The following is a 23,746-nucleotide window of genomic DNA, read 5'->3' as shown; positions in this document are numbered from 1 at the left end:
TCTTCGTTTTCGCCAGCCCACAAAATTCAAGCATCAAATAGGCTTCTTGCGCACGTCTGGCATGCGCAAGCAGCTATTAATTCAGTAGCATAAACCATTGGCTGCCTCATTCGCGCCAATGTGGCGTGGTGCCATTGGCATGCTAGACAAGCCAAAACACCTGTTTTCAAAGCAAAAATAGCTTTTCACGCAACAGTGGCGGGCATTGACGGCTATTGATTTTGTAGCGTCGTAAGCCGCCTGCCTCGCTGAAATTTGGCCAGCCGTCCTCCTATTTGAATCTTTCCGCGCCATTCGCCTGGCGCCGCCCTCCCATGAAACTCCTTCAGGTCATCTCTTCCACGAATCCCCGGGACGGCGGTCCGATTGAAAGCGTCAGGCAGCTTTGCGAGCCCTTGAAGGAATTGGGCGTGAGCGTGGAAATTGTCTGCTGCGACGCCCCGGATGCGCCCGACCATACGGCAGACGGCATGCCCACCGTGCATGCGCTCGGGCCTTCGCATCTGGGTTATGCCTACACGCCCAGCCTGGTGCCCTGGCTGCGCCGCAACGCCACGCGCTTTGACGCCGTGATTGTCAATGGCCTGTGGCAGTACAACGGTCTGGCGGTGCAGCAGGCGCTGGCGGACAGCAAGGTTCCGTATTTTGTTTTTTCGCACGGCATGCTCGACCCCTGGTTCAAGCGCACTTATCCGATCAAGCACCTCAAGAAATGGCTCTACTGGCCCTGGGGCGAATACCGGGTATTGCGCGATGCGCGCGCGGTGATCTTCACCTGCGAGGAAGAGCGCCTGCTGGCACGGCAGTCGTTCTGGCTGTACCGCGTCAAGGAGGCGGTGACTGCTTTTGGCACGTCCACCCCACCGGCCAATGGCCGCGAACTGGCGCAAAAGTTCCTGGCAACCCAGCCGCATTTGCAAGGCAAGCGGATTGCCCTGTACCTGAGCCGCATCCATGAAAAAAAGGGCTGCGACCTGCTGGTTGACGCCTTTGCCCGGGTGGCCGACCGGGACGAACGCCTGCACCTGGTCATGGCCGGACCTGACCAGACCGGCTGGGCGGCCGATCTGAAGGCACAGGCGGAAAAACTGGGCATTGCCGACCGCATCAGCTGGCCCGGCATGTTGCAGGGCGATGAAAAATGGGGCGCTTTCAACGCGGCCGAGGTGTTTTGCCTGCCTTCGCACCAGGAAAATTTTGGCATCGTAGTGGCCGAGGCCCTGGCCTGCGGCAAGCCTGTCCTGATCAGCAACCAGGTCAACATCTGGCGTGAAATCGAATCGGATGACGCCGGCTTTATCGACGAAGACACCGTGGCGGGCACCGAGCGCAGCCTGCGTCGATGGCTGGCGCTCGATGCCCCGGCGTATGCGCAAATGGCTGAACGGGCAAGTCTGTGTTTTGCCCGGCGCTTTCACATCCGGCGGGCCGCCGAGCGGCTGGTGGAGATTGTCATGGAGCATGGGTGATGCTGATGTCTTCCAAGCCTTTGCGCGCCACCCCCGAAGCGGACCAGTTTGATGTCATCCCGCATAGAAAAGGTTACAGCGGCCCCACCTTCACCCTGAAAAACAGGGTGAAAAGGGTGGCGTGGAAGCTGGCCTGGCTGTTTGCCGCCCGCTGGACGCCGCCGCCTTTGCACCGCTGGCGGGTGCTGGTGCTGCGCCTGTTTGGCGCCAGGGTGTCATGGCGGGCAGCGGTTTACCCGAACGTGGACATCTGGGCGCCCTGGAACCTGACCATCGAGGACTACGGCTCGCTGGGGCCGGGTGTCAGGTGCTACAACATTGCCCCCGTCAAGCTGGGCGAGCATGCCAACGTTTCCCAGGGAAGCTACCTGTGCACCGGCACCCATGATTTCCGGACGCCGGAATTTCCGCTGACCGCGCAACCCATCACGATTGGGCGGCGTACCTGGATTTGCGCCGATGCGTTTGTCGGGCCAGGCGTGGTTGCAGGGGACGGCGCGATTCTGGCGGCCAGGGGCGTTGCCTTCGATCACCTGCAAGCCTGGACCATCTACAAAGGCAATCCTGCCGTGGCGGTGCGTCAACGACCCGTGATTGACGCATGAAGGCAGCTCAGTATTGCAATCAAAACATCAGGAACCCCATGGCAACACCATTGCAGGCCATCATTGTCAATGCCGATGATTTTGGCTACGACCAAGACAGCACTCAGGCAACCATTGACTGCTTCAAGGCAGGCGCTCTCACCAGCGCCACGATCATGCCCAAAATGCCGGCCACGGAACTGGCCTTCAAGTTCGCACGGGAACATCCCGAGCATGCCTTCGGCGTTCATTTGACATTTGTCCGCGACACGGTGGAGTCGCCCGTTGCCGACCCCCGCCTGATTCCTGCGCTGGTCGGCAACGACGGGGCTTTTCGCCCTTCGCACCAATTGCGGCTGATGGCGCTGCTGGGACGCATTCCAGTCGAGCAGATATGCACAGAAGTTTCCGCGCAAATCGAACGTGTCCTTGACAGCGGCATCCCGATCAGCCATGTGGATTCGCATGGCCACCTGCACAAGTTCAAGCCCTTTGTCGCGGCGCTGGCCAAAACGCTCCCCAGGTACGGCATTTCCAGGGTCAGGAATGTGCAAAACCAGTACACCATCAAACCCTTCAACAGTCCAACCTACTGGATGGGCGCTTTCTGGCGGCGAAGAATCATGCATCACTTCCTGACCACGCCGCATTTCTTCATGGGTACGAACGCCAACGATCCCCAGTGGATCGAAAAAATACTGGCGCGCCCCCTGAACGGCGTGCTGGAAGTGGGTTTTCATCCGGGAAGCCCGCAGCACAGTGAAGCCTGGCGAAACCAGGAGCGGCTGGCCTGCCTGGCTTTTGCAGAGCAAGCACGCAAACGGCACGTTTCCTTCATCAGCTGGAACGACATGTCCGTACCGCCGGACGTCTTTGCGTCCCGCGCCGTCATCTGAACACTACAAAAACCGCCGCACAGGCAGGGTTCAAGCCGCCTGGCTTGGATGCCCACAGTATTTGCCGCGCCCACCGAGTCGGCGCATTTCACCACCAGAGGAGTTTTAAATGCCCGCCATCTCCATCCTTGTCCATACCAAGAATGAACAGCTTGACATCCTGGCCTGCCTGCAAAGTGTTGCCTGGTCGGACGACATCCATGTGTTTGACTCGGGCAGCACCGACGCCACCGTGGCGATTGCCCGCCAGTTTGGCGCCCATGTCATCGAGCGCAGTTATGGCGACAACAAACTGCCTTATGGCGGCGACGAGGCCGGGCACCGCAACTGGGCGCTGCAAACCATTCAGTTCAAGCACCCATGGATTTACCTCATTGATGCCGATGAACGAATGACGCCTGCGCTGGTCAAGGCGGTCGAATCGGCCATTGCATCGCCCGGGGATGCTGTCGCGTTCCGGATTCACCGGCATGACCACTTCCTGGGCACCTGGATCAAGCATGTGACGCCATCGCCTTTCAATATCCGGCTTTTTCTGCATGAAAAAGTGCATTACGAGCGACTGGTCAATTCGATCACCGTCGTCGATGGGCCGGTTGGTGAAATCAACGAGCATTTCAACCATTTTCCCTTCAGCAAGGGAATGAGCAACTGGTTCGACAGGCATAACCGGGCCAGCTCATCGGAGGCGGCCCAGATCGTCCTCAATACCAACAGCCGCGCCAGCTTCAGCGTCTGGAAGGCTTTCTTTTCAAAGAGCATCAATGAGCGGCGCTTTCACCAGAAAGAAATGTATTACCGGGCACCGCTGCGGCCGGTATTGATGTTTGTGCTTTTGTACATCTTCAAACGCGGTTTTCTCGATGGCCGGGCCGGTTTCACCTATGCCTTGCTGCGCTCCATCTATGAATACATGATTGTCCTGAAAGTGCGGGAAATGAAGGCGCTTCAACCCGGCATCAAGGATGAGGTTCCCCAGGCTGCCGTTTCCAGCTGATCCGGGCAGCGTCTTTTTTGCGCTGGAATTTCTCCCTCGTTTCAACAGTCCTTTCCAACCGCGGCAAACGTCGCCCACGCCTGTGAAAATCCTAATCTACTGCATCAATTTCGCGCCCGAACTCACGGGTATCGGCAAGTACACCGGCGAGATGACCGCCTGGCTGGCGGCGCGCGGCCATGAGGTGCGGGTGGTGACGGCGCCGCCGTATTACCCGGACTGGAAGGTCGGCGCGGGCTACTCCGGCAAGTTCTGGCAGCGCGAGCGCTGGCAGGGCGCCGATGTGTGGCGATGCCCCTTGTGGGTGCCGTCGCGTCCGGGAGGCATCAAGCGCGTGCTGCACTTGGCCAGCTTTGCACTCAGCAGCCTGCCGGTGATGCTGCGCCAGCTGCTGTGGCTGCCCGATGCCGTGTGGGTGGTGGAGCCGCCGCTGTTTTGCGCGCCCACCGCGTGGGCGGTAGCGCGGCTGTCGGGGGCGCGCGCCTGGCTGCACATTTCCGATTACGAAGTCGATGCGGCATTCGACCTGGGCTTGCTCAAGGGCAAAACGCTCAAGCGCGTGGTGCTTGCCGCCGAGCACTGGCTGATGCGCCGCTTTGACGTGGTATCGACGGTTTCGCAGCGGATGCTGGAGCGTGCGCTGTCCAAGGGCGTCGATGCCCAACGGCTGGTGGCGTTTCCCAACTGGGTCGATGTGGGCGCCTTCATTTCGGCCAGTGGACAGGCTTACCGCGAAGAACTCGGCATACCGCCTGACGCGGTGGTGGCCTTGTATTCAGGCAACATGGGGCGCAAGCAGGGCCTGGAAATCATGGCCCAGGTGGCGCTGTCATGCGCAGAGCAGCGGCAGGGCAGCGACAGGCTGTGGTTTGTCTTTTGCGGCAACGGCGTGGGCAGGGCTGACCTGCTGGCCCAGTGCGAAGGCATTCCCAATGTGCGGTTCATGGATTTGCAGCCTGCTGCGCGCTTGGCCGATCTGCTGGCGATGGCCGACATCCACCTCATGCCCCAGCGGGCGGGCGCGGCTGACCTGGTCATGCCCAGCAAGCTGACCGGCATGCTGGCCAGTGCCCGGCCAGTGGTGGCCACCGCGCTTGCCGGCACGGAGCTTGCCAATGTGGTTCAGATGTGCGGCATTGTCGTGCCGCCTGAAGATCCGGCAGCCATGACCGGCGCCGTCCTGGCTTTGGCAGCCAATGCGTCATGGCGCGAGCAGCTTGGCATTGCAGGCAGGAATCACGCGGTGCATCAGATTGACCGTGAATCCGTGTTGCGGCGGTTTGAAAAATGTCTGGCCGACATACCCGGGAGCGCAGTCCAGCAGATGTAGCGCATGCACCCTTGCCACAGGCAGCCTGTCGCCTGTGCCGCTTGCCTTGCTGCAGAAACTGGGACCGCCATTGCCACTTCACTTTGGTGGGCATTAAAACGATTGCTGAATTGCTCATCACCACCCTGCATGGGCAGTTGCATTTTGATGGTTGGCAACGATAAAAATAAATAAGCAACTTGATTGAATGCGATGTTAAAACTCGAAAAACTGGACGCATTGAGAGGCATGGCTGCCCTTTATGTAGTTATTCACCATTCAGTTTCAAAAAGCATCATGCTTTTTGGCCTGAACATCGCCAATCTATTCCGGTTTGGCGAGGAAGCAGTTATCTTATTTTTTCTGCTGTCCGGGTTTGTCATAAATTTTTCTTTCGTCAATAGCCGGGACAAAACGTTTCGAACTTATTTTTTCAAGCGTGTCACGCGCATCTACATACCACTTTTGATCGTCATGATGCTGGGCTATCTGATGGAGTGCTATGACGCCGGTGAAGCCGTCAATGCACATCCCAGGGAGTTAATGCTGAACCTGTTAATGTTGCAGGACATAAGCAGCTTGAAGCCGAATGTGGTTGTCGATCCCTATATGCACAACTCGCCTTTATGGTCGTTGTCATATGAGTGGTGGTTTTACATGCTGTATTTTCAGGTGCAAAAATATATTTCATCCAATAACCAAAAAGATGTTTTTGTATTTTGCCTGTCGATAGTCGCAGCATGCGTCTATGTATATTTTCCTACATTTCTTCCCCGACTGCTCATGTACATGAGCATATGGTGGCTTGGAGTCATGCTGTCAAACAGGTATATGGCGGGTGAACCAATAAGCCTGAAATCAATCGCCATGCCACTGTATGGAATCGGGGTGATTTTACTGATCTGCGGATTCGGTGTTTACCGCGCTGCAATGGCCGGGACCTTGGCAGGCATAGGGGTCCATCCCATACTGGAGATGAGGGATCATTTTTCTGCACTTGTCATCGTGGTCATTGCCATTTTCTGGAAATCAGGAAACTGGATTTTTTTTGACAAGATAGTAAAGCCTTTTCTGCTTTTTGCGCCAATATCTTATGTTGTGTATATAAGCCATCATTATTTCGTGGTGAGTGCGCATTACTTTTCTTTCATGGGAAATAAATTTTTGGAGTTCACGGCTTATATGGCGATGCTGTTGGCATTTTCATACGTGGTAGAAATCATTGCTTACCCACGAATGTTGAAGCAGTTTTCTGGCGTGCTGAAAAGGCCTGCCAAGGCGCTTTGAAATGATTCCTGGCGTGTAATGTCGTCAAAAACTCCTGCGGTATTCTCAACAAGAAAGCGCACGGAAACTTAAGACAAGACACTGAAATTTTGCATTCTAAATGTCTATTGACGCAGCGAGATGCCGCCCTATGTTGACAAACCCCATTCCCCTGAAAAGCAGCCATGAATCCACAACAGCCAAGCCCGCGAGAAGCTACCTTGCTGGAATGGCTGAAGGTGTATTTATTGCATTGATTCTGGTCTTGTCGCTGTGGGTACTGGCATTTTATTTTGAACATTCGCTGCGCCCAGCCTATATGGCTGTTTCTGTCGTGGTCTTTTTACTGGCTGTCTGGAGCACGATGCAGTTCAAGTCATCGGTTATGGAAAATGTGTTGAATATTTTGATTTTCTGGTGCTGTGCTGCGATACTTTTCAGGCTGGGTGATTTTTCTGCCCACTACACCCGGTATTTTTCCAAAGAGGTTGTCGTCAACTGGCTGTGGATTGCACCGCTTTCACAGATTGGTGCGCATATTGTCCTTCGCGGCATTTTTCCCGGATTGTTCAAAGTGCCGTTGCCATCGCGCAGGATGGTTATTGTGGGCATGAACAGACAAGGAATTGCGCTTGCAAAAAAAGTCGAGTTTGCACCTTACGCCGACACGGCCTTTCTCGGGTTTTTTGAAGACCGGGGCATGGATCGCATCAGCAAGGAAGATCGATACCGGGTGCTGGGAAAGATAGAGAACCTGGCCGCCTATGTCAAAAAACACCGGGTCCAGTCTGTCTACCTGTCCTTGCCCATGACGGCGCAGCCAAGAATACTGGAAATTCTTGATGATCTCAAGGACACGACTTGCTCTATCTATTTTGTTCCCGACATGTTCATCACTGACTTGATTCAGGGACGCAGCCAGTCGGTATGTGGAGTCGATGTCATCTCTGTCTGCGATACCCCTTTCAGAGGTTTCAGGGGTTTCCTGAAGCGCGCGAGTGACATCATTCTTTCAATTTTCATACTGCTGCTCATTTGCCCCTTGCTGCTGTTGATCGCTGTGATGGTCAAGTCCACTTCACCAGGCCCCGTCATTTTCAGGCAGCGACGGTATGGCCTGGATGGCGAACAGATTGTGGTTTACAAGTTTCGTTCCATGGCGGTCACTGAAGACGGCAACACGATTCAGCAAGCCACGAAAAACGATTTGCGAATTACCCGGCTGGGCGCATTTTTGCGAAAGACGTCACTCGATGAACTGCCGCAATTCATCAACGTATTGCAAGGCCGCATGAGCATTGTGGGTCCGCGTCCCCATGCGGTCGCGCACAACGAGATGTACCGTACATTGATCAAGGGCTACATGGTCAGGCACAAGGTCCGGCCCGGCATTACTGGCTGGGCACAAGTGAATGGCTTGCGCGGTGAAACCGACAAGCTGGAAAAAATGCAGGCCCGTGTCGATTTTGACCTGGACTATCTGCGCAAATGGTCATTGATGCTTGACATGCTGATTATTCTGAAGACCATTCGCCTCGTCTTTAAAGACAGTACTGCATATTGACAAGAAATATAAAAATATCGAAATGGCGGGTTTTTAAATGAACGCACCTGAAATAGTGTTTGTGGCATTTTTTATTATGTTGGTGCTGGCAGAACTGTAAGCCCCTGCCAATTCATCCACAAGCCACACCACACAAGCCCAGCAATCTTGTGCTTTGCACTTCTCAAAAAACCAGGATCTCTGCGTGACCCAGGACTTTTCGACGGCTTCCGGTTTTCGAAGCGACATCAATGGCTTGCGGGCCTGGGCCGTAGCAGCGGTCACTTTTTATCACTTTGGCATCCCTGGCTTTCGCGGCGGCTTTGTCGGGGTCGATGTGTTTTTCGTGATTTCGGGCTTTTTGATGACCGGCATCGTGGTCAGCGGTCTGGAGCGCGGGGGATTTTCCCTTTTTGCTTTCTACCTGGCAAGGGCGCGCCGCATTTTTCCCGCGCTGATGGTGCTGTGTGCGGTGCTGCTGGCGCTGGGCTGGTGGGTGTTGCTGCCCGTTGAGTACGAGCTGCTGGGCACCCAGGCAGTGTTCAGCCTGGCTTTTCTTTCCAACATCAAGTTCTGGTTGGAGGCGGGTTATTTTGACGCGGCTTCGCACGAAAAATGGCTGCTGCACACCTGGTCGCTGGCAGTGGAGTGGCAGTTTTACCTGTTGCTGCCGCTGGTGCTGCTGGCTGTCTGGAAGTGGCGCCCCGGCCGACGTCCCCTGACCTTGGTGGTGGTGGTGGTGGCGGCGTGCTTGCTGGTCTCGTTTGCCTTGTCAGTGGCGGCGACGCCGCTGGTGCCCACGGCGGCTTTTTACCTGCTGCCCACGCGCGCCTGGGAAATGCTGGCTGGCAGCCTGGCTTATTTGCTGGCCAACCGCTGGGCGCTGACGGACAGGCAGCGCACCGCGCTTGAAGCGGCTGGCATGGCCCTGGTGATAGGCTCATTCGCCGGCTTTGACACCACATCGCCCTGGCCGGGCTGGCGTGCGCTGGTGCCGGTGCTGGGAACGGCCGCCGTACTGCTGGCCGCCCGATCTGTTTCGGCATGGACCGGGAACGTTTTCGCGCAGTGGCTGGGCACCCGCTCGTATTCGCTCTACCTCTGGCATTGGCCGATTGCGGTGGCGCTGACCTATCTGGAATGGCGGGACGACTCGAAGGCGATTGCTGCCGGTTTGATGTTGACGCTGATCCTGGGTGATCTGTCTTACCGGCTGGTGGAAACACCGGCCCGGGTTCATTTGGGTCGGCTTCGGATGGGTTGGGGCGCAATGACGTTGCTGGGAACTGTGGTGGCCGTGACAGCGCCGGGGGTCGGGGTCCGTCTGAAAGAGGGCGTGCCTGGACGGTTTTCGCCGGAGATTGAACGCATGCAGCAAGGCGCGCTGGACATCAATCCCAGGCGAGACGAATGCTGGGTTGCCACTGGATCAGTCTCGCCCTCGTGTATGCACGGCGGGAGTCGTCTGGGCGCCATTGTGATGGGCGACAGCCACGCAAATGCCCTTGTTTCTGCAGTGGCTGCCAACGCCCAGGACGCCGGGACGGGTGTCATGGAGTGGTCATACTCCGGGTGTCCCACGCTTGAAAATGTGACCAGCCGGTGGCCAGAAAGAAACTGTGGCGGCTACAACGAATGGATGCTGCAGCAGCTGAAAAATGTGCCGCGTGACATCCCGCTGGTTGTGGTCAACCTTCATGGCTTGTACGCCATCGGAGAGAATGGAAACCCCAAACTCATCAACGGGCCCTGGGTCTATCTGTCTCGTCCCTACCTGAACTCAGAGCCCGAATTTCTTGAAGAATACGCAAACGCGATTTCGCAAATGGCCTGTCGGCTGGCCAGGGATCACCGTGTTTATCTGGTCCGACCCATTCCCGAGATGGGCGTTGAGGTGCCCAAGGCCATGTCACGTGCCATGTTATTCGGCCGGCACGAGGAAATCTCGGTTTCCGTGGCCGACTACCATCAGCGCAACGCCTTCATCTGGGCCGCCCAGGACGCTGCGCGCGACCAGTGCAGCGTGAAAATCCTTGACCCCTTGCCCTATCTTTGCCCGGATGGTCGCTGCCTTGGCGTAAAAAATGGACGGCCGCTTTATTACGATGAAAATCATTTGAGCGAGTACGGCAACAAATTTCTTGTGCCCATGTTTGCCGAGGTTTTCCAATCCCAGGGCAATGGCGCGCCCAAGCTGGACAATCCCCGGATCAAAAACCAGGTTTCCTTTTTCAGGTGATTGAACACCTTGAAATGCTGGCCATGCTACCCAACCGCTACCGGGCGCGCCACCAGCCCCGGTTCCGGTTCCAGCCAGGGCACAACCGGCAAAATTTCAGAGAAATATGGATTTTGCGCTTTCTCTGCTTGCATATGCTGCTATTTTTTAAATAGCAGCATATGGCTTTTCAGCTCACCCGGATCAGCTTCTTGTTGACGAATTCCTGAATGCCCGCGCCCGACAGTTCACGGCCATAGCCGGAATTCTTCACGCCGCCAAACGGCAGTTCCGGTGACGACGAGGCGCTTGAATTGATGAACACCATGCCGGTGTCGATGCGCCGCGCCAGACGCTTGCCGCGCTCGATGTCCTGCGTGAACACCGAGCCGCCCAAGCCGAACGGCGAGTCGTTGGCCAGCGCCACCGCCGCATCCTCATCGGCCACGCGGAAGAACAGCGCCACCGGGCCGAAAAATTCCTGCATGTAGGCCGGGTTGGCCTTGTCGATGTTGGTCAGGATCGTCGGCTGCATGAAGGAGCCGTCAAGGCCGTCAATGCGCCCGCCGCCGGTCAGCACGCGCGCGCCGCCGGCCACCGCCTCGTCCACCTGGACGAGCAGGTTCTTCAGCGCGTCAACGGACGACAGCGGCGCCAGCGTGGTCTGCTTGTCCATCGGGTCGCCGGGCTTGAAGTCTTCCAGCGCCGCCTGGAATTTCTCCAGGAAGCTGTCGGCCATCGACTCGACCACGATGAAGCGCTTGGACGCGGTGCAGGCCTGGCCCGAGTTGCCCATGCGGCCGCTGACGGCCTGCTTGACCGCCTTGTCGAGGTCGGCGTCGTCGAGCACGATGAAGGCGTCGCTGCCGCCGAGCTCCATCGTCGTCTTCTTCAGGTTCTGGCCGGCGCGCGCGGCCACCACGGCGCCGGCGGCTTCGCTGCCGGTCAGCGCCACGGCGCGGATGCGCGCATCGTCAATCACTGAGGCCACCTGGTCCTTGGAGATGAACAGGTTGGTGTAGGCGCCAGCGGGCGCGCCGGCTTCCAGCATCAGGCGCTCCCAGGCCAGAGCGCACTGCGGCACGCTGGAGGCATGCTTGACCATGACCACGTTGCCGGCCATCAGGTTGGGCGCGGCAAAGCGGGCGATCTGGTAGTACGGGTAGTTCCACGGCTCGACGCCGAACAGCACGCCGATGGGGCTGCTTTCGACCATCGCTTCGCCGCGCGGCGTGGCGATTTTTTCGGGTGCCAGGAAACGCTCGGCATGCTCGGCGTAGTAGTCGAGGATGGCCGCGCTCAGGGCAACCTCGCCCAGGCTTTGCGGCAGCAGCTTGCCCATTTCCAGCGTGATCAGTTCGGCAAACTCCTGCGGGCGTTCGCGCAGGATGGCGGCAGCGCGCGCCAGCACGGCAGAGCGCTCGGCAAAGCTTTTGCAGCGCCAGTCGTTTTCAAAACAGCTGGACGCCTGGCTGAGCTTTTCCTCAAGCTGCGCGTCGCTGATTTCGTCGAATTTCTGCAGGACTTTCCCGTTGTAGGGGTTGGTACTTTGGTATGCCATGAATTCCTTTTTGATCAGTTAACAGGTGAACTATTGGACCCGTGGGCGGCTTGCCCGGCCATCGGCTATCAGGCTGCATGCCCGTAGGTCAATGCTTGACTATTCGCCTTTCAGCTGGCGCAGCACGGCCTGCGCCGCAGGCTCTGACGACGCCGGGTTCTGGCCGGTGATGAGCTTGCCGTCGGTGACGACATACGGCTGCCAGTCGGCGCCCTTGCTGTAATGGCCGCCGTTTTTCACCAGCATGTCTTCGACCAGGAAGGGCACGATGTCGGTCAGCTGCACCCCTTCTTCTTCGGTGTTGGTAAAGCCGGTGACGTTTTTGCCCTTGACCAGCGGTGTGCCGTCGGCGGCCTTGACATGGCGCAGCGCGCCGGGCGCATGGCAAACGGCTGACACGGTCTTGCCGGCGGCGAACATGGATTCGATCAGTTTGATGGAGTCGGCGTCTTCGGCCAGGTCCCACAGCGGGCCATGGCCGCCGGGGTAGAACAGCGCGTCAAAGCCGTCGCCGGACACCTCCGACAGCTTGCCGGTATGGGCCAGCGCCTGCTGCGCGGCCGGGTCGGCCTTGAAACGGCGCGTGGCGTCGGTCTGCGCGTCGGCCTCGTCGCTCACCGGGTCGAGTGGTGGCTGGCCGCCTTGAGGGGAAACCAGCGTGATGTCGGCGCCCGCGTCCTTGAACGCGTAGTAGGGCGCGGCAAATTCTTCCAGCCAGAAGCCGGTTTTCTTGCCAGTGTCGCCGAGCTGGTCGTGCGAGGTGAGAACCATCAGGATGTTCATGTCGTCTCCATTCGTTTCGGGGTCCGCTCTCTGCCCGGGGCGGGACGAAGAGGGCGGTTCACGGGGTTGAAAAGCGCTGCGAAACCGCTGTTTATCAATGAAAAAGTGCTTTTGCGCAAGCGCCACGGTTGCAGCCAGCTATATTTTTGATAGCTGAATGGCAAGTGTCCATGCCTCAGGCCGGCTGCAGGTCCAGTGTCGGATAATCGGTGTAACCGTGCGCGCCACCGCCGTAAAACGTCGTGCGGTCGGGGGTATTGAGCGCGGCGCCCTGGCGGAAACGCTCGGCCAGGTCGGCATTGGCAATGAACGGCCGGCCGAATGCCACGGCATCGGCCGTGCCTTTTGCAATCAGCGCCTCGGCCTCGGCGGCCGTGTAGCCGCCGCAAAAGATCAGTGCGCCGTTGAAGGCCGCGCGGAGTTGCGCGCGAAAGGCATCGGTCAGTTCGGGACCGCCGGCCCAGTCGGGCTCGGCGATATGCAGGTAGGCGACGCCGCGTTCGCTGAAGGCCCGCGCCAGGTACAGCGCGCTGGCCTCGGCTTCAGCGTCGGCGATGTCCATGGCGGCAAAGTGCGGTGACAGCCGCACGCCGACCTGCGACGCGCCCACCACCCCGATCAGCGCATCGAGCGCTTCCAGCGTCAGGCGGGCGCGGTTTTCCAGGCTGCCGCCATAGGCGTCGGTGCGCTGGTTGCTGTTGGTGGACAGGAACTGGTGCAGCAGATAGCCGTTGGCCGCATGCAGTTCCAGAAAGTCAAAACCGGCCCGCTTGCCGCGCCTGGCGGCCTGGCGGTACTGGTCCACGATGCCGGGCAGCTCTTCGGTCGCCAGCGCGCGCGGCGTTTCGGTCGGCACGTTTTCGGCCTTGCCGTCGGGCTGGATCACGAAGCACTGGGCGCCTTTTGCAATCAGCGCTGAAGGCGCGACCGGTGCCGCGCCGTTTTCCTGCAGCAGCGAATGCGAGATGCGGCCGACATGCCAGAGCTGCAGCGCGATGTGGCCGTACTGGGCATGCACCGCCTGAACGACCTTTTTCCAGCCGCCTTCCTGCGCGTCGGTGTAGATACCGGGCGTCAGGGCGTAGCCCTGGCCTTGCCGGGAAACCTGCGTGGCTTCGGTGACGATCAGGCCGGCCGTGGCGCGCTGCGTGTAGTACTCCACATTGAGCGCATTTGGAATGTCGCCGGGCTGGCCGGCTCGCGAGCGGGTCAGCGGCGCCATGATCACGCGGTTGGGAATGGTTTGGTTGCCGATTTTCAAGGGGGAAAGCAGTTTTTTCAGCATGGGTTTCTTTGGTTGGTGGGGTTAAAAAATAAGACCGGGTTTTGCGCTGCCAGCGGTGAGGCCGGCGGCCTGCGCACTTCAGCCGCAGGCGCCCGGGTGGTGGGCTTGCCTTACAGCGCCGCCTGCAAAATGGCGCGGCTGACTTCCAGGCTGATGTCCTTGTGCTCGCCAAGCGCGGTCATGCCGTGCGCTTCAAGCTGGGCGACCACCGCATCGACGGCTTCCTGGCCCAGCGCGTAGCCGGACAGCTGCGTTTGAATGCCCAGGCTTTCGAAGAATGCGCGGGTGCGCGCAATTGCCGCGTCAATCCGCTCGTCATCGGTGCCGCTGGTGATGTGCCAGACGCGCTCGGCATACTGCAGCAGCTTGGCGCGCTTGGTTTCGCGCTTCACCTTGAGCAGCGAGGGCAGCACGATGGCCAGGGTTCGCGCGTGGTCGATGCCGTACAGGGCGGTCAGTTCGTGGCCAATCATGTGGGTCGCCCAGTCCTGCGGCACGCCGGCGCCGATCAGGCCATTGAGCGCCAGCGTGGCGGTCCACATCAGGTTGGCGCGGGTGTCGTAGTCCTCGGGCTCGGCCAGGGCCTTGGGCGCGATTTCAATCAGCGTCTGCAGCAGCCCTTCAGCGAAGCGGTCCTGCGGCAGCGCCTGCACCGGGTAGGTCAGGTACTGCTCGACGGTATGCACGAAGGCGTCGGCAATGCCGTTGGCGATCTGCTTGGTCGGCAGGGTGTAGGTCTTGGTCGGGTCCAGCACCGAGAATTGCGGAAAGACATGGCGGCTCATGAAGGCCAGCTTGGTGTGCGTGGCCTTGCGGGTAACGACCGAGCCGCTGTTCATTTCGGAGCCGGTGGCCGGCAGCGTCAGCACCGTGCCGAACGGCAGGGCCTGCTGCACCTGGCCGCCGCCCTTGAGCAGGATGTCCCACGGCTCGCCGTCAAAACAGGCTGCGGCGGCGACGAACTTGGCGCCGTCAATGACCGAGCCGCCGCCCACGGCCAGCAGGAAATCGATCTTTTCGCGCTTGACCTGCTCGACCGCCTTCATCAGCGTTTCATAGGTCGGATTCGGCTCGATACCGCCGAATTCGTGCACCGAGCGCGAACCGAGCGCCGCCTTGACCTCGTCCAGCGTGCCGGTTTTCTGGGCGCTGGCGCCACCGAAAAGGATCAGCACCCGCGCCGCTGCAGGGACCAGATTGGCCAGTTCGGCGACCCTGCCGGGGCCGAAGACGATTTTGGTGGGGTTGTAAAACTCGAAATTTTTCATGGGGTTCTTTCTGAATAGACCGGTCGGCTAATGATTGGTTACAAAAAATCCGCTCGCAAGGTGGATGGTTGGGCATCCTGTGCGGGCGGGAAAAGGTGGGGAAATCGAAGATTGAAAGAGGCGCTCAAGCCGTGAGCCGACGCGGCAGATTCAACAGACCCAAAGTAGCCCTCATGGCCGCATCCAGTGCGCTGCGCTCGCGCCTCAGTTTGGTCAGCAGGGCAGCGCCCAGCCACAACTCGTACAGCGCCAGCGCGGTGTGATGCGCGTCAAACTCTCCAGACAGCGAGCCGTCGGCCAGCCCTTCCAGGATGCAGTTGCCCAGCCGTTCAACGATCAGGTTGGTGCCGCGCAGCAAGGCCACGCGCATCGCCTCGGACATGTCCGACACCTCGCCGCTCAGTTTCACGACCAGGCAGTTGCATTGCGCGCTCTCGCTTTCGCCGGTCGTCATCCAGCTGCTCCAGTAGCGCAGCAGGCGCTCGGCGGCCGGGGAGCCATCGGGCTGAAGCAGGGCGTCGATATGCGTCAGGTAATCTGCCACATAGCTGTCTACCAGCGCTTCGCCAAACGATTCCTTGGACTTGAAGTAATGGTAGAACGAGCCCTTGGGTACCCGCGCTGCAGACAAGATCTCGTTCAGGCCGACGGCCGTGAACCCTTTGCCCAAAATGATGGCCCTGCCGGTGTCGAGGATGTGCTGTTTGACGTCTAGGTGGTCGTGACTCATAAAGCGCATTGTACATAAAATTAGACCAGTCGTCTAGTGCGGGGTGGAACCAGCGGCCGGGCAGGGGACAATGGCGTTCATGAAAGCACCTCCAAGACTGCAATCCCTCGTTGAAGAGGGCCTGATCGATACCGTCGTCCGCCAGCTCATGAGCGGCAAGGAAGCGATGGTTTACGTCGTTCGCTGCGGCGATGAAACGCGTTGCGCCAAGATCTACAAGGAAGCCGACCAGCGCAGCTTTCGCCAGGCGGTCGACTACACCGAGAACCGCAAGGTCAAGAACAGCCGCCAGGCCCGGGCCATGGCCAAGGGAACCAAATTCGGCCGGCAGGCCAGCGAAGCCGCCTGGCAAAGCGCCGAGGTCGATGCGCTGTACAAACTGGCCGACGCGGGCGTGCGCGTACCCCAGCCCTACAACTTTTGCGACGGCGTGCTGCTGATGGAACTGGTGACCGACGCGAACGGCGACGCGGCCCCGCGCCTGAACGACGTGGACTTCACGCCCGAGCAGGCGCGCCGGCACCATGCTAGATTGATCACCGAAGTCATCCGCATGCTGTGCGCCGGCATCGTCCATGGCGACCTGTCCGAGTTCAACATCCTGCTGGCCGACGACGGCCCGGTCATCATCGACCTGCCGCAGGCGGTCGATGCCGCGGGCAACAACCACGCCAGCCGTATGCTGCTGCGCGACGTCGCCAACCTGCGCAACTTCTTTGGCCGCTTTGCGCCCGACCTCTTGGCCATCGACTACGGCAACGAGATGTGGGACCTGTACCAGCGCGGCGTGCTGTATCCCGACACGGTGCTGACCGGCCATTTCAAGCGCAAGACCGGTCCGGTCGATGTGCGCGGCGTGCTGCGCGAGATCGACGACGCCAGCGCCGAGGAAGCCGCGCGCCGCGTGCGCATGGCGCAGTCGTAACGGCTAGTCGTCGATTGACGCCACCGCAGCGTGCCGGCTCGGCCGTTCGCCGATCTGCTGGCGCCACATGGCGTAGTACAGCCCCTTGGCGTCGAGCAGTTCCACATGGCTGCCGCTTTCCACGATGCCGCCCTTTTCCAGCACGAAGATGGTGTTGGCATGCATGATGGTCGAGAGGCGGTGGGCAATCAGCAGCGTGATGCGGCTGCTGCTGGCCGACAGCTGGCGCACCGTGCGGGTGATCTGCTCCTCGGTGATCGAATCGAGCGCCGACGTGGCCTCGTCAAAAATCAGCAGGCGCGGGTGGCGGATCAGGGCCCGGGCAATCGACAGCCGCTGCTTTTCGCCGCCCGACAACTTCATACCTGACTCGCCGATGACCAGGTCCAGCCCCTCGGGCGACTTGTCCAGTAGGTAGGCGCAAGACGCCTGCTCCATCGCGGCGATGATTTCGGCGTCGGTCGCGTCGGGCTTGACGAACTGGAGGTTCTCGCGCAGCGTGCCGGCAAACAGGTGCGTTTCCTGCGTGACAAAGCCGATTTGCCGCCGCACCTCGTTGTAGCGCAGGTCGCGGGTCGAAATACCGTTGTAGAACACCTGGCCGCTGGCCGGCGAGTACAGGCCGACCAGCAGCTTGACCAGCGTGGACTTGCCCGAGCCCGACGGGCCGACAAACGCGATGGTGTCGCCCAGCCCGGCCGAAAACGACAGCGACTCCAGCGCGTTGTCGGCGGCGCCCTTGTGGCGAAAGCTGACATCGGTGAAGCGCACCGACGTGACCGGCCCGATCTTGACCGGCGACTCGGGCCGCCGCTCGACCGGCTTGTTCATCAGCGCGTCAAAGTTCAGCAGCGATGTCTCGACTTCGCGGTAGGCGACGATGACATTGCCCAGTTCCTGCAGCGGCGCAAAAATCGCCACCGAGATGAACTGCATGGCGATCAGCTCGCCGGTGCTCAGCACGTCGCGAAAGATCAGCCACAGCAGGGCAAACAAGATTGCCAGCTTGAGCAGGCTCAGCGTGCTTCCCTGCAGGAAGGACAGCCACCGGATGCGCCTGACCTTCTTCATCTCCAGCGCAAAGATTTTCATCGTCTGCGCCTGCAGCCGCCGTATCTCCGGAAAGGTCAGGCCCAGGCTCTTGATCAGTTCAATGTTGCGCAGCGACTCGGTGATGAAGCCCGAGTTGCGGTTGGTCTCGCGAACGATGGAGCGCTGCTGGGTCTTGATCTCGCGGCTCAGCAGCCCGGTCAGCCCGCCCATCAGCAGCACGCCGACTAGGAACACCGGCACCAGCAGCCAGTGCTTGGTCACCGAATACCAGGTCAGGAACGCAATGCCGACGATGGCCGCGAACAGTGTGTTGATGAAGGCGTTGATGAAGCGCTCGCTGTCGGCGCGCACCTTTTGCAGCAGCGACAGCGTTTCACCGCTGCGCAGGTCCTCGAATTCCTGGTATTTCAGCCGCAGCACCTGGCGCAGGCCATCGTTGAAGATCTGCGTGCCGAATTTCTGCACCAGCAGCCGCGTCGCATAGTCCTGCAGCGTCTTGGCCAGCCGCGACAGCACGGCCACCCCCACCGCCAGCCCGAGCAGCGTCAGCACGCCCGACACCAGTTCTTCTTCGGTCTTGCCAGCGCGGCCGATGGCGTAGTCGTCGATGATCCTGCCGAAAATGATCGGATCGACCAGCGCCAGCACCTGGCTGATGGCGGCCAGCAGCAGCGCAAGCGCCGCAAGCGCGCGGTGCGGCCGCAGATAGGTCCAGAGGATGTGCATGGCTTATTCTTCAGGGCGGATCATGCGCTGCAGTATCCCAAAATCCCCTGTCAGGCCATCGCACAGAGCCGTCAACGGCTTTCTAGCCGGGTGGTCAGGTTACCGCGCCGTGCATGAAGTTACATTTATTGACGAAAAAAACACTTAAATCCCTTGTCGAGGGGATGTTTTCATCGGCTGAACTACCCTAAATTACATCCCCTTGCTGTTGGGTTTTCCAGGTAACGCAAGTTGCACCCGACAACGGCCATGCTTTTCCCCCAACTGCTCGCGAGAGCCGGCGTGAACAAGTTCTGGTCAGGTTGATAACTATTAAAGACAAGGGTTTTTCATGTCCACTCCCAAATACCGGATCGAAAGCAGCGGCACGCTGACCAGCAACTTGCTGCTGTCGATTGATTTCGACCATCTTTACGACAACAGTTCGCTGGCTGTGGCGGTGGCGGCCAAGAGCCTGACCCGGCCGTTCCAGACGGAAGTTCGGGTGGTGCGCGTTCCCGATGGAGAAGTGATTTTTCGCACCAAGAGCGCCGCCACGGCCTAAACGGGCAGATCAATACACGGCCGTATCAGGACTCGGAAGCAGGCCTGATTCGCTCAGGCAATCTGGAATAATCTGGCCGGCGGCAGGCGCTTGCAATTACAGGCGCCGGCACCGCGAACGGCTGCCATGTTGTGCATGGCACAGCATCTGCAGTTAACCTGGATTGCCATGTCTGAAAATTTCAAAGCAATCCGAAAGTCGAACATCTCACGGTTCGCACTGGCAACCGGTGTGCTCTATGGCGTGCTCGGATGCCTGTGGATCCTTGCTTCGGACTCCCTGGTATCGTCCATTTCCAGCGACCCGGCATGGGTGGCAACGGCGCAGCGGTACAAAGGGCTCTTTTATGTTCTCGCGACCTCGCTGGGTTTGATTTTCCTGATGCGCACGGGTTTTCAGCGGCTGTTGCGGGCATCCAGCCACGCCGAGGACTCCGATTTGCAGGTCCGTGACCTGTTCATGCAGCATCCCAAGCCCATGTGGGTGTATGACCGGCAGACCCTGGAATTCATCGCCGTGAATGACGCTGCCGTCCTGTTTTACGGCTATACGCGTGAAGCGCTGCTGTCCATGAAACTGGCCGACTTGTCGCCGGCCGAGGACCATTCGCACCTGCAGGCGCTCATGCACGGCCCGCACCAGAGCCACCGCGACATGGGCGTGGTGCGTCACCGCAGGAAGTCCGGCGAACAGGTGTCTGTCCACCTCACCGCGCATGCGGTGGAGTTCTTGCAGCGCAAGGCGGAAATGGTGATGGCCATCGACGTCACGGCCGAAGTGCTGTCCAAGCACGCCCTTGAGCGCCAGGAGTCGCAGTTTCGCCAGCTTCACCAAAGCCTTGCCAGCGTGCTGTGGATGGCCTCGGCTGACGGGCGGACCGTGCTGTATGTCAGCCCGGCGCTGGAACGGGTCTATGGGGCGAGCCCGCAAGCGATGATGGCCAACCCGGACCTCTGGCTGCAGGCCGTGCATCCGCAGGATGCGGACATCGCCAGTGCGTCGCACCGGGTACTTCAAGCAACAGGCGAATCCAATTGCGAATACCGTATCCGCATGCCATCAGGCGAGGTCAAGTGGGTTCTGGACCGCAAGCGGCTCATCGTCGATGCCGAAGGCCTGGTGACATTGATGGGCGGCATCGTGGAAGACATCACGGCTGAAAAAGCACACGAAGCGCTGCGTGCGCAAACGCATGTCGAACTCGAACGGCTGGTTGCCGCGCGAACGGTCGAGCTGGTGCGCGTCAATGCCGAGCTCGACGCCTTTGCCCGGACCATCGCCCATGACCTGAAGTCGCCGCTGCTGTCGGTCGTCGGTTTTACCCAGATTTTGCAAAAACGCTACGGCGCCGTGTTGAATGAAGATGGCGCCCGCCTGACCGGCCGCATCGAGCGTGCAGCCAAGCAGATGGCCAGCCTGGTCAATGAACTGCTGGCGCTTTCGCGGGTGTCCACGGCCTTACTCGCCATCGAGGACGTGGACCTGATTCCGGTTGCATATGACATCCTGGAAGAACTCCAGGCGCAGGAGCCGCACCGCCAGGTGCGCTTTGACTCGCCCGTGTCGCTGCAGGTGCGCGCGGACCCGGGCCTGGTTCGGCCGCTGCTGGCCAATTTGCTGGGCAACGCCTGGAAGTTCACCGGCAAGCGCGACGATGCGTGCATTGCGCTGCTGCTGGAGGCGCAGGCGCCCGAGGTGGTGTTTTGCGTTCAGGACAATGGGGTGGGCTTTGACGCGAGCCAGGCCGAAGGGCTGTTCAAGCCCTTTCAGCGCTTTCACACGCTGAGCGAATTCAGCGGAACCGGCATCGGGCTGACGACCTGCGAGCGCATCACGGCCCGGCACCACGGGCGCATCTGGGTGCAATCGGCGCCGGGCGAAGGCACCTCGGTGTTTGTCACCTTGTCGCCTTCTGCCACCGCATCCTGCCCTGAAGATGCCGAAAGCCTGCAAGCTGTCTGACGCCAGGCCTGCGTTCAAAGCGTCCAGTCGTAGTCAATCGTCAGCGGCGCATGGTCGCTGAAGCGCTGCGCCTTGTGAATCGCCGCCGACCGGGCGGTGGCGCCAAATCCGGGCGTGGCCAGGTGGTAGTCCAGCCGCCAGCCGACGTTCTTCGCATAGGCCTGGCCCCGGTTGCTCCACCAGGTGTAGGCGTCGCCGGTGGTGGCCGGGTGCAGTTGGCGGTAGACATCGACCAGGCCACCACCCTTTGCCGGACTGTCCAGGGCAGTTGCAGTTGCAGTTGCAGTTGCAGGTGCAACGGCGACGGTCATAGAAGTCTCTTGCAAGCCGGGGCCGCGGAACCGGCTTTGCCGGGTCGCAGGCGCAGCGGCCCCTTCGGGGCTGAAGGCTGCGGCTCCGAGCCCGCCTGCGCGGGCTTGGACAGCCTGCAGATGCGCCGCCTCCGGCGGCGTGGCGCCCTGCAAGGGCAGCGAACCACACGCAGTGGGGAGCGTGGGGGTCAATAGACCGCTCATCCAGGCGCGCTCTTCGGGCAGAAAGCCGCTGTTCTTGCGGTTGCCCTTGAAGTTCTTCAAGTCTATTTCCTGGTGCGCGATGTTGATGTCGCCGCACAGCACGAATTCGCGCGGGGTGCCGCCGCACTGCCTCAAGGCCGCCAGGTGCGGATACAGTTCGGCCAGGAAGCGGAACTTGGCCGCCTGGCGTTCCTCGCCCGACGAGCCGCTGGGAAAATAGCAGCTGATGATGGACAGTTTCGGGCTGTGCGCGCGGCCGGGCCGGTCAAAGCGCAGCTCGACATATCGGCCTTCGGCATCGAACTCGGTCGAGCCGTAGCCGACGATCACGTCGCTCGGTTCGTGGCGGGTGTAGATGCCGACGCCCGAATAGCCTTTTTTCTCGGCAAACTGAAAATAGCCCTTGTGTCCGGCAATTTCTTCAAATCGCCCGCTCAGGTCGGCCGCCTGCGCCTTGAGCTCCTGCACGCAAATACAATCGGGCAGTGACTCGGCCATCCATTGCTGAAGGCCCTTGGTGGCGGCGGAACGAATGCCGTTGAGGTTGAGGCTGGTTAATCTAAACATAGCGTGAACATGGGATTTTCAATGAATACGACAACAGGGCGGGCAGGCCATCAGGACGTGGAAACGCCGGCGAACAGCAGCTTGGCCCAGGAATTCGTGCAGTTTGCCGTCGAATCGGGGGTGCTGCGCTTCGGCCAGTTCAAGACCAAGGCCGGCCGCATGAGCCCCTACTTTTTCAACGCCGGCCTGTTTGACGACGGCGCCAAGCTCGGCCGGCTGGCGCAATTTTATGCGCGCGCGCTGCTGGCCGAAGAGCAGCGCAGCGGACTGGCGTTCGACATGATCTTTGGCCCGGCTTACAAGGGCATTCCGCTGGCCGCAGCCGTCGCCATCGAACTGGCGCGGCTCGGCCGCAACCTGCCGTTCGCCTACAACCGCAAGGAGGCCAAGGACCACGGCGAGGGCGGCACGCTGGTCGGGGCAAAGCTTGCGGGGCGGGTGCTGATCGTCGATGACGTGATGTCCGCCGGAACCGCCGTGCGCGAGTCGATCGCGCTGATCCAGGCGGCCGGCGCCACGCCGCACGCGGTGGCGATTGCGCTGGACCGCCAGGAAAAAGCCACTGAAAACGGCGTGGACGTCGAGCACAGCGCGGTGCAATATGTCACGCGGCAACTCGGATTGCAGGTTTGCGCCATTGCGCGGCTGAGCGACTTGCTGCAGTATCTGGCTTTGCACAGCGACCCGGCAACTGGCGGCGAAAGCGCCGATGCGGCGCAGCTGAAAGACCATTACCAGTCTGTTCTGGCCTACCGTGAACGCTACGGCGTCAACTGAAGAAACCAAATTGCGCCTGTCCTCACTGCTCACGCCCGCTCTGGCAGGGCTGGCTTTTTTGCTGGGTGGCGTTGCGGCGGCGCAGGACATCTACTCCTGCGTGGATGCGAGGGGCCGCACCCTCACCGCCGACCGGCCGATTGCCGAATGCACCGACCGCGCCCAGCGCGCGCTGTCGCCGTCCGGCATGGTCAAGCGCCAGATCGGCCCCTCGCTGACCGCGCATGAACAGTCCGCGCAGGATGAAAAGGACAGGCGGGCGGCCGAGCTGCGCGCCCGCGAAGCCGAGGAGCGGCGCCGCGACAAGGCGCTGCTGCTGCGCTATCCCACGCCTGAAGTGCATGACCGCGAACGCGCGGCCGCGCTGCTGCAGATCGATGAAATCATCAAGGCATCAAACAAGCGGCGCGGCGAACTGGCTGACCAGCGCAAGTCCCTGGGCGGTGAACTGGAGTTCTACGTCAAGGACCCGTCCAAAGCGCCCGGATCGCTCAAGCGCAGGCTGGAAGAAAACGCGGGGGACGTCGCCATCCAGCAACGCTTCATTGCCGACCAGGAACAGGAAAAAAAGCGCGTCAACCAGCGCTTTGACGAAGAGCTCGCCAAGCTCAGGCTGCTGTGGGCGCTGGCGAATCCGCCCGCCGGTAGCGGCGCCAGCGGTTCCCGGACCGTCAGGAACTGAATTTTTAAGCCGGATTGCCTGTTTACGCAATACTGGCATGCATTTGCAGCTACAGTTTCAATAGCATTTTGATGGCTGGAAAGCCG

General features: G+C 60.2%; 20 protein-coding genes. 13 read left to right on the top strand and 7 right to left on the bottom strand.

Translation table 11 applies throughout. The annotated features are described in order from the left end of the window. Positions 1 to 314: 314 nt before the first annotated feature. From EC86_RS0115390 to EC86_RS0115355, 8 genes are all read left to right on the top strand, one after another. Positions 315 to 1,469 (top strand): glycosyltransferase, encoded by a 1,155-nt coding sequence (locus tag EC86_RS0115390; protein ID WP_029526621.1) that lies wholly within the window; start codon positions 315 to 317, stop codon positions 1,467 to 1,469. Continuing rightward, positions 1,469 to 2,074, top strand: coding sequence for an LbetaH domain-containing protein (locus EC86_RS0115385; protein WP_232229909.1), 606 nt, complete (start codon positions 1,469 to 1,471; stop codon positions 2,072 to 2,074). The genes EC86_RS0115390 and EC86_RS0115385 overlap by 1 nt, the downstream gene beginning before the upstream one ends. A 38-nt stretch (positions 2,075 to 2,112) precedes the next feature. After that, a complete protein-coding gene (locus tag EC86_RS27090; RefSeq protein WP_198026799.1) occupies positions 2,113 to 2,949 on the top strand; it encodes a carbohydrate deacetylase in 837 nt (278 codons plus the stop codon). A 109-nt stretch (positions 2,950 to 3,058) separates the two neighbouring features. Continuing rightward, complete coding sequence (locus tag EC86_RS0115375; protein ID WP_029526618.1) at positions 3,059 to 3,946, top strand: glycosyltransferase family 2 protein; 888 nt, start codon at positions 3,059 to 3,061, stop codon at positions 3,944 to 3,946. 82 nt (positions 3,947 to 4,028) lie between these two features. Further along, positions 4,029 to 5,276, top strand: coding sequence for a glycosyltransferase WbuB (locus EC86_RS0115370; RefSeq protein ID WP_051676179.1), 1,248 nt, complete (start codon positions 4,029 to 4,031; stop codon positions 5,274 to 5,276). 192 nt (positions 5,277 to 5,468) lie between these two features. After that, positions 5,469 to 6,542 (top strand): acyltransferase family protein, encoded by a 1,074-nt coding sequence (locus EC86_RS27085; protein WP_051675956.1) that lies wholly within the window; start codon positions 5,469 to 5,471, stop codon positions 6,540 to 6,542. A gap of 130 nt (positions 6,543 to 6,672) precedes the next feature. After that, complete coding sequence (locus EC86_RS0115360; protein ID WP_232229907.1) at positions 6,673 to 8,085, top strand: undecaprenyl-phosphate glucose phosphotransferase; 1,413 nt, start codon at positions 6,673 to 6,675, stop codon at positions 8,083 to 8,085. Between the two features lie 184 nt (positions 8,086 to 8,269). After that, positions 8,270 to 10,303 (top strand): acyltransferase family protein, encoded by a 2,034-nt coding sequence (locus tag EC86_RS0115355; RefSeq protein WP_029526614.1) that lies wholly within the window; start codon positions 8,270 to 8,272, stop codon positions 10,301 to 10,303. 169 nt (positions 10,304 to 10,472) lie between these two features. Here EC86_RS0115355 and EC86_RS0115345 read toward each other — a convergent pair whose 3' ends face one another. The 5 genes from EC86_RS0115345 to EC86_RS0115325 form a co-directional block, all read right to left on the bottom strand. Next, on the bottom strand, positions 10,473 to 11,843 hold the full coding sequence (locus EC86_RS0115345) for an NAD-dependent succinate-semialdehyde dehydrogenase (protein WP_029526613.1): 1,371 nt from the start codon (positions 11,841 to 11,843) through the stop codon (positions 10,473 to 10,475). Between the two features lie 99 nt (positions 11,844 to 11,942). Continuing rightward, positions 11,943 to 12,626, bottom strand: a complete 684-nt coding sequence (locus EC86_RS0115340) for a type 1 glutamine amidotransferase domain-containing protein (RefSeq protein WP_029526612.1) — start codon at positions 12,624 to 12,626, stop codon at positions 11,943 to 11,945. A gap of 175 nt (positions 12,627 to 12,801) precedes the next feature. Beyond that, entirely contained in the window at positions 12,802 to 13,911 is a 1,110-nt protein-coding gene (locus tag EC86_RS0115335) for an alkene reductase (RefSeq protein ID WP_029526611.1), read from the bottom strand. 110 nt (positions 13,912 to 14,021) lie between these two features. Beyond that, positions 14,022 to 15,179: an iron-containing alcohol dehydrogenase gene (locus EC86_RS0115330; protein WP_029526610.1), complete on the bottom strand. Its 1,158-nt coding sequence runs from the start codon at positions 15,177 to 15,179 to the stop codon at positions 14,022 to 14,024. Between the two features lie 124 nt (positions 15,180 to 15,303). Further along, a complete protein-coding gene (locus EC86_RS0115325) occupies positions 15,304 to 15,909 on the bottom strand; it encodes a TetR/AcrR family transcriptional regulator (RefSeq protein ID WP_029526608.1) in 606 nt (201 codons plus the stop codon). A gap of 79 nt (positions 15,910 to 15,988) precedes the next feature. On the opposite strand from EC86_RS0115325, the gene EC86_RS0115320 reads away from it, so the two are divergent. Beyond that, on the top strand, positions 15,989 to 16,834 hold the full coding sequence (locus EC86_RS0115320; protein WP_029526607.1) for a PA4780 family RIO1-like protein kinase: 846 nt from the start codon (positions 15,989 to 15,991) through the stop codon (positions 16,832 to 16,834). 3 nt (positions 16,835 to 16,837) lie between these two features. Here the strand turns inward: EC86_RS0115320 and EC86_RS0115315 are convergent, their stop codons facing one another. After that, entirely contained in the window at positions 16,838 to 18,613 is a 1,776-nt protein-coding gene (locus EC86_RS0115315; protein ID WP_029526606.1) for an ABC transporter ATP-binding protein, read from the bottom strand. Positions 18,614 to 18,944: 331 nt separating this feature from the next. Between EC86_RS0115315 and EC86_RS0115310 the strand changes: the two genes are divergently transcribed. Further along, a complete protein-coding gene (locus EC86_RS0115310; protein WP_029526605.1) occupies positions 18,945 to 19,157 on the top strand; it encodes a hypothetical protein in 213 nt (70 codons plus the stop codon). A 168-nt stretch (positions 19,158 to 19,325) separates the two neighbouring features. Next, complete coding sequence (locus EC86_RS27080; RefSeq protein ID WP_198026798.1) at positions 19,326 to 21,119, top strand: sensor histidine kinase; 1,794 nt, start codon at positions 19,326 to 19,328, stop codon at positions 21,117 to 21,119. Positions 21,120 to 21,133: 14 nt separating this feature from the next. Here the strand turns inward: EC86_RS27080 and EC86_RS26210 are convergent, their stop codons facing one another. Further along, positions 21,134 to 22,201: an exodeoxyribonuclease III gene (locus EC86_RS26210; RefSeq protein ID WP_036772245.1), complete on the bottom strand. Its 1,068-nt coding sequence runs from the start codon at positions 22,199 to 22,201 to the stop codon at positions 21,134 to 21,136. Positions 22,202 to 22,222: 21 nt separating this feature from the next. On the opposite strand from EC86_RS26210, the gene pyrE reads away from it, so the two are divergent. Continuing rightward, on the top strand, positions 22,223 to 22,978 hold the full coding sequence (pyrE, locus tag EC86_RS0115295) for an orotate phosphoribosyltransferase (protein ID WP_051675952.1): 756 nt from the start codon (positions 22,223 to 22,225) through the stop codon (positions 22,976 to 22,978). Between the two features lie 10 nt (positions 22,979 to 22,988). After that, the gene (locus tag EC86_RS0115290) at positions 22,989 to 23,660 is read left to right on the top strand and encodes a DUF4124 domain-containing protein (RefSeq protein WP_029526598.1); all 672 of its coding nucleotides are present in this window, start codon (positions 22,989 to 22,991) and stop codon (positions 23,658 to 23,660) included. Positions 23,661 to 23,746 lie beyond the last annotated feature (86 nt).

Origin of the sequence: Polaromonas glacialis (assembly GCF_000709345.1) — a bacterium.
Classification (GTDB): domain Bacteria; phylum Pseudomonadota; class Gammaproteobacteria; order Burkholderiales; family Burkholderiaceae_C; genus Polaromonas; species Polaromonas glacialis.
This window is presented reverse-complemented; position numbering and strand designations above follow the sequence as displayed.

Excerpts from the sequence above, each read along its gene's own strand:
- EC86_RS0115390 (WP_029526621.1), top strand. The coding sequence starts at position 315 with ATGAAACTCCTTCAGGTCATCTCTTCCACGAATCCCCGGGACGGCGGT.
- EC86_RS0115385 (WP_232229909.1), top strand. The coding sequence starts at position 1,469 with ATGCTGATGTCTTCCAAGCCTTTGCGCGCCACCCCCGAAGCGGACCAG.
- EC86_RS27090 (WP_198026799.1), top strand. The coding sequence starts at position 2,113 with ATGGCAACACCATTGCAGGCCATCATTGTCAATGCCGATGATTTTGGC.
- EC86_RS0115375 (WP_029526618.1), top strand. The coding sequence starts at position 3,059 with ATGCCCGCCATCTCCATCCTTGTCCATACCAAGAATGAACAGCTTGAC.
- EC86_RS27085 (WP_051675956.1), top strand. The coding sequence starts at position 5,469 with ATGTTAAAACTCGAAAAACTGGACGCATTGAGAGGCATGGCTGCCCTT.
- EC86_RS0115360 (WP_232229907.1), top strand. The coding sequence starts at position 6,673 with ATGTTGACAAACCCCATTCCCCTGAAAAGCAGCCATGAATCCACAACA.
- EC86_RS0115345 (WP_029526613.1), bottom strand. The coding sequence starts at position 11,843 with ATGGCATACCAAAGTACCAACCCCTACAACGGGAAAGTCCTGCAGAAA.
- EC86_RS0115340 (WP_029526612.1), bottom strand. The coding sequence starts at position 12,626 with ATGAACATCCTGATGGTTCTCACCTCGCACGACCAGCTCGGCGACACT.
- EC86_RS0115335 (WP_029526611.1), bottom strand. The coding sequence starts at position 13,911 with ATGCTGAAAAAACTGCTTTCCCCCTTGAAAATCGGCAACCAAACCATT.
- EC86_RS0115330 (WP_029526610.1), bottom strand. The coding sequence starts at position 15,179 with ATGAAAAATTTCGAGTTTTACAACCCCACCAAAATCGTCTTCGGCCCC.
- EC86_RS0115325 (WP_029526608.1), bottom strand. The coding sequence starts at position 15,909 with ATGAGTCACGACCACCTAGACGTCAAACAGCACATCCTCGACACCGGC.
- EC86_RS0115320 (WP_029526607.1), top strand. The coding sequence starts at position 15,989 with ATGAAAGCACCTCCAAGACTGCAATCCCTCGTTGAAGAGGGCCTGATC.
- EC86_RS0115315 (WP_029526606.1), bottom strand. The coding sequence starts at position 18,613 with ATGCACATCCTCTGGACCTATCTGCGGCCGCACCGCGCGCTTGCGGCG.
- EC86_RS0115310 (WP_029526605.1), top strand. The coding sequence starts at position 18,945 with ATGTCCACTCCCAAATACCGGATCGAAAGCAGCGGCACGCTGACCAGC.
- EC86_RS27080 (WP_198026798.1), top strand. The coding sequence starts at position 19,326 with ATGTCTGAAAATTTCAAAGCAATCCGAAAGTCGAACATCTCACGGTTC.
- EC86_RS26210 (WP_036772245.1), bottom strand. The coding sequence starts at position 22,201 with ATGTTTAGATTAACCAGCCTCAACCTCAACGGCATTCGTTCCGCCGCC.
- pyrE (WP_051675952.1), top strand. The coding sequence starts at position 22,223 with ATGAATACGACAACAGGGCGGGCAGGCCATCAGGACGTGGAAACGCCG.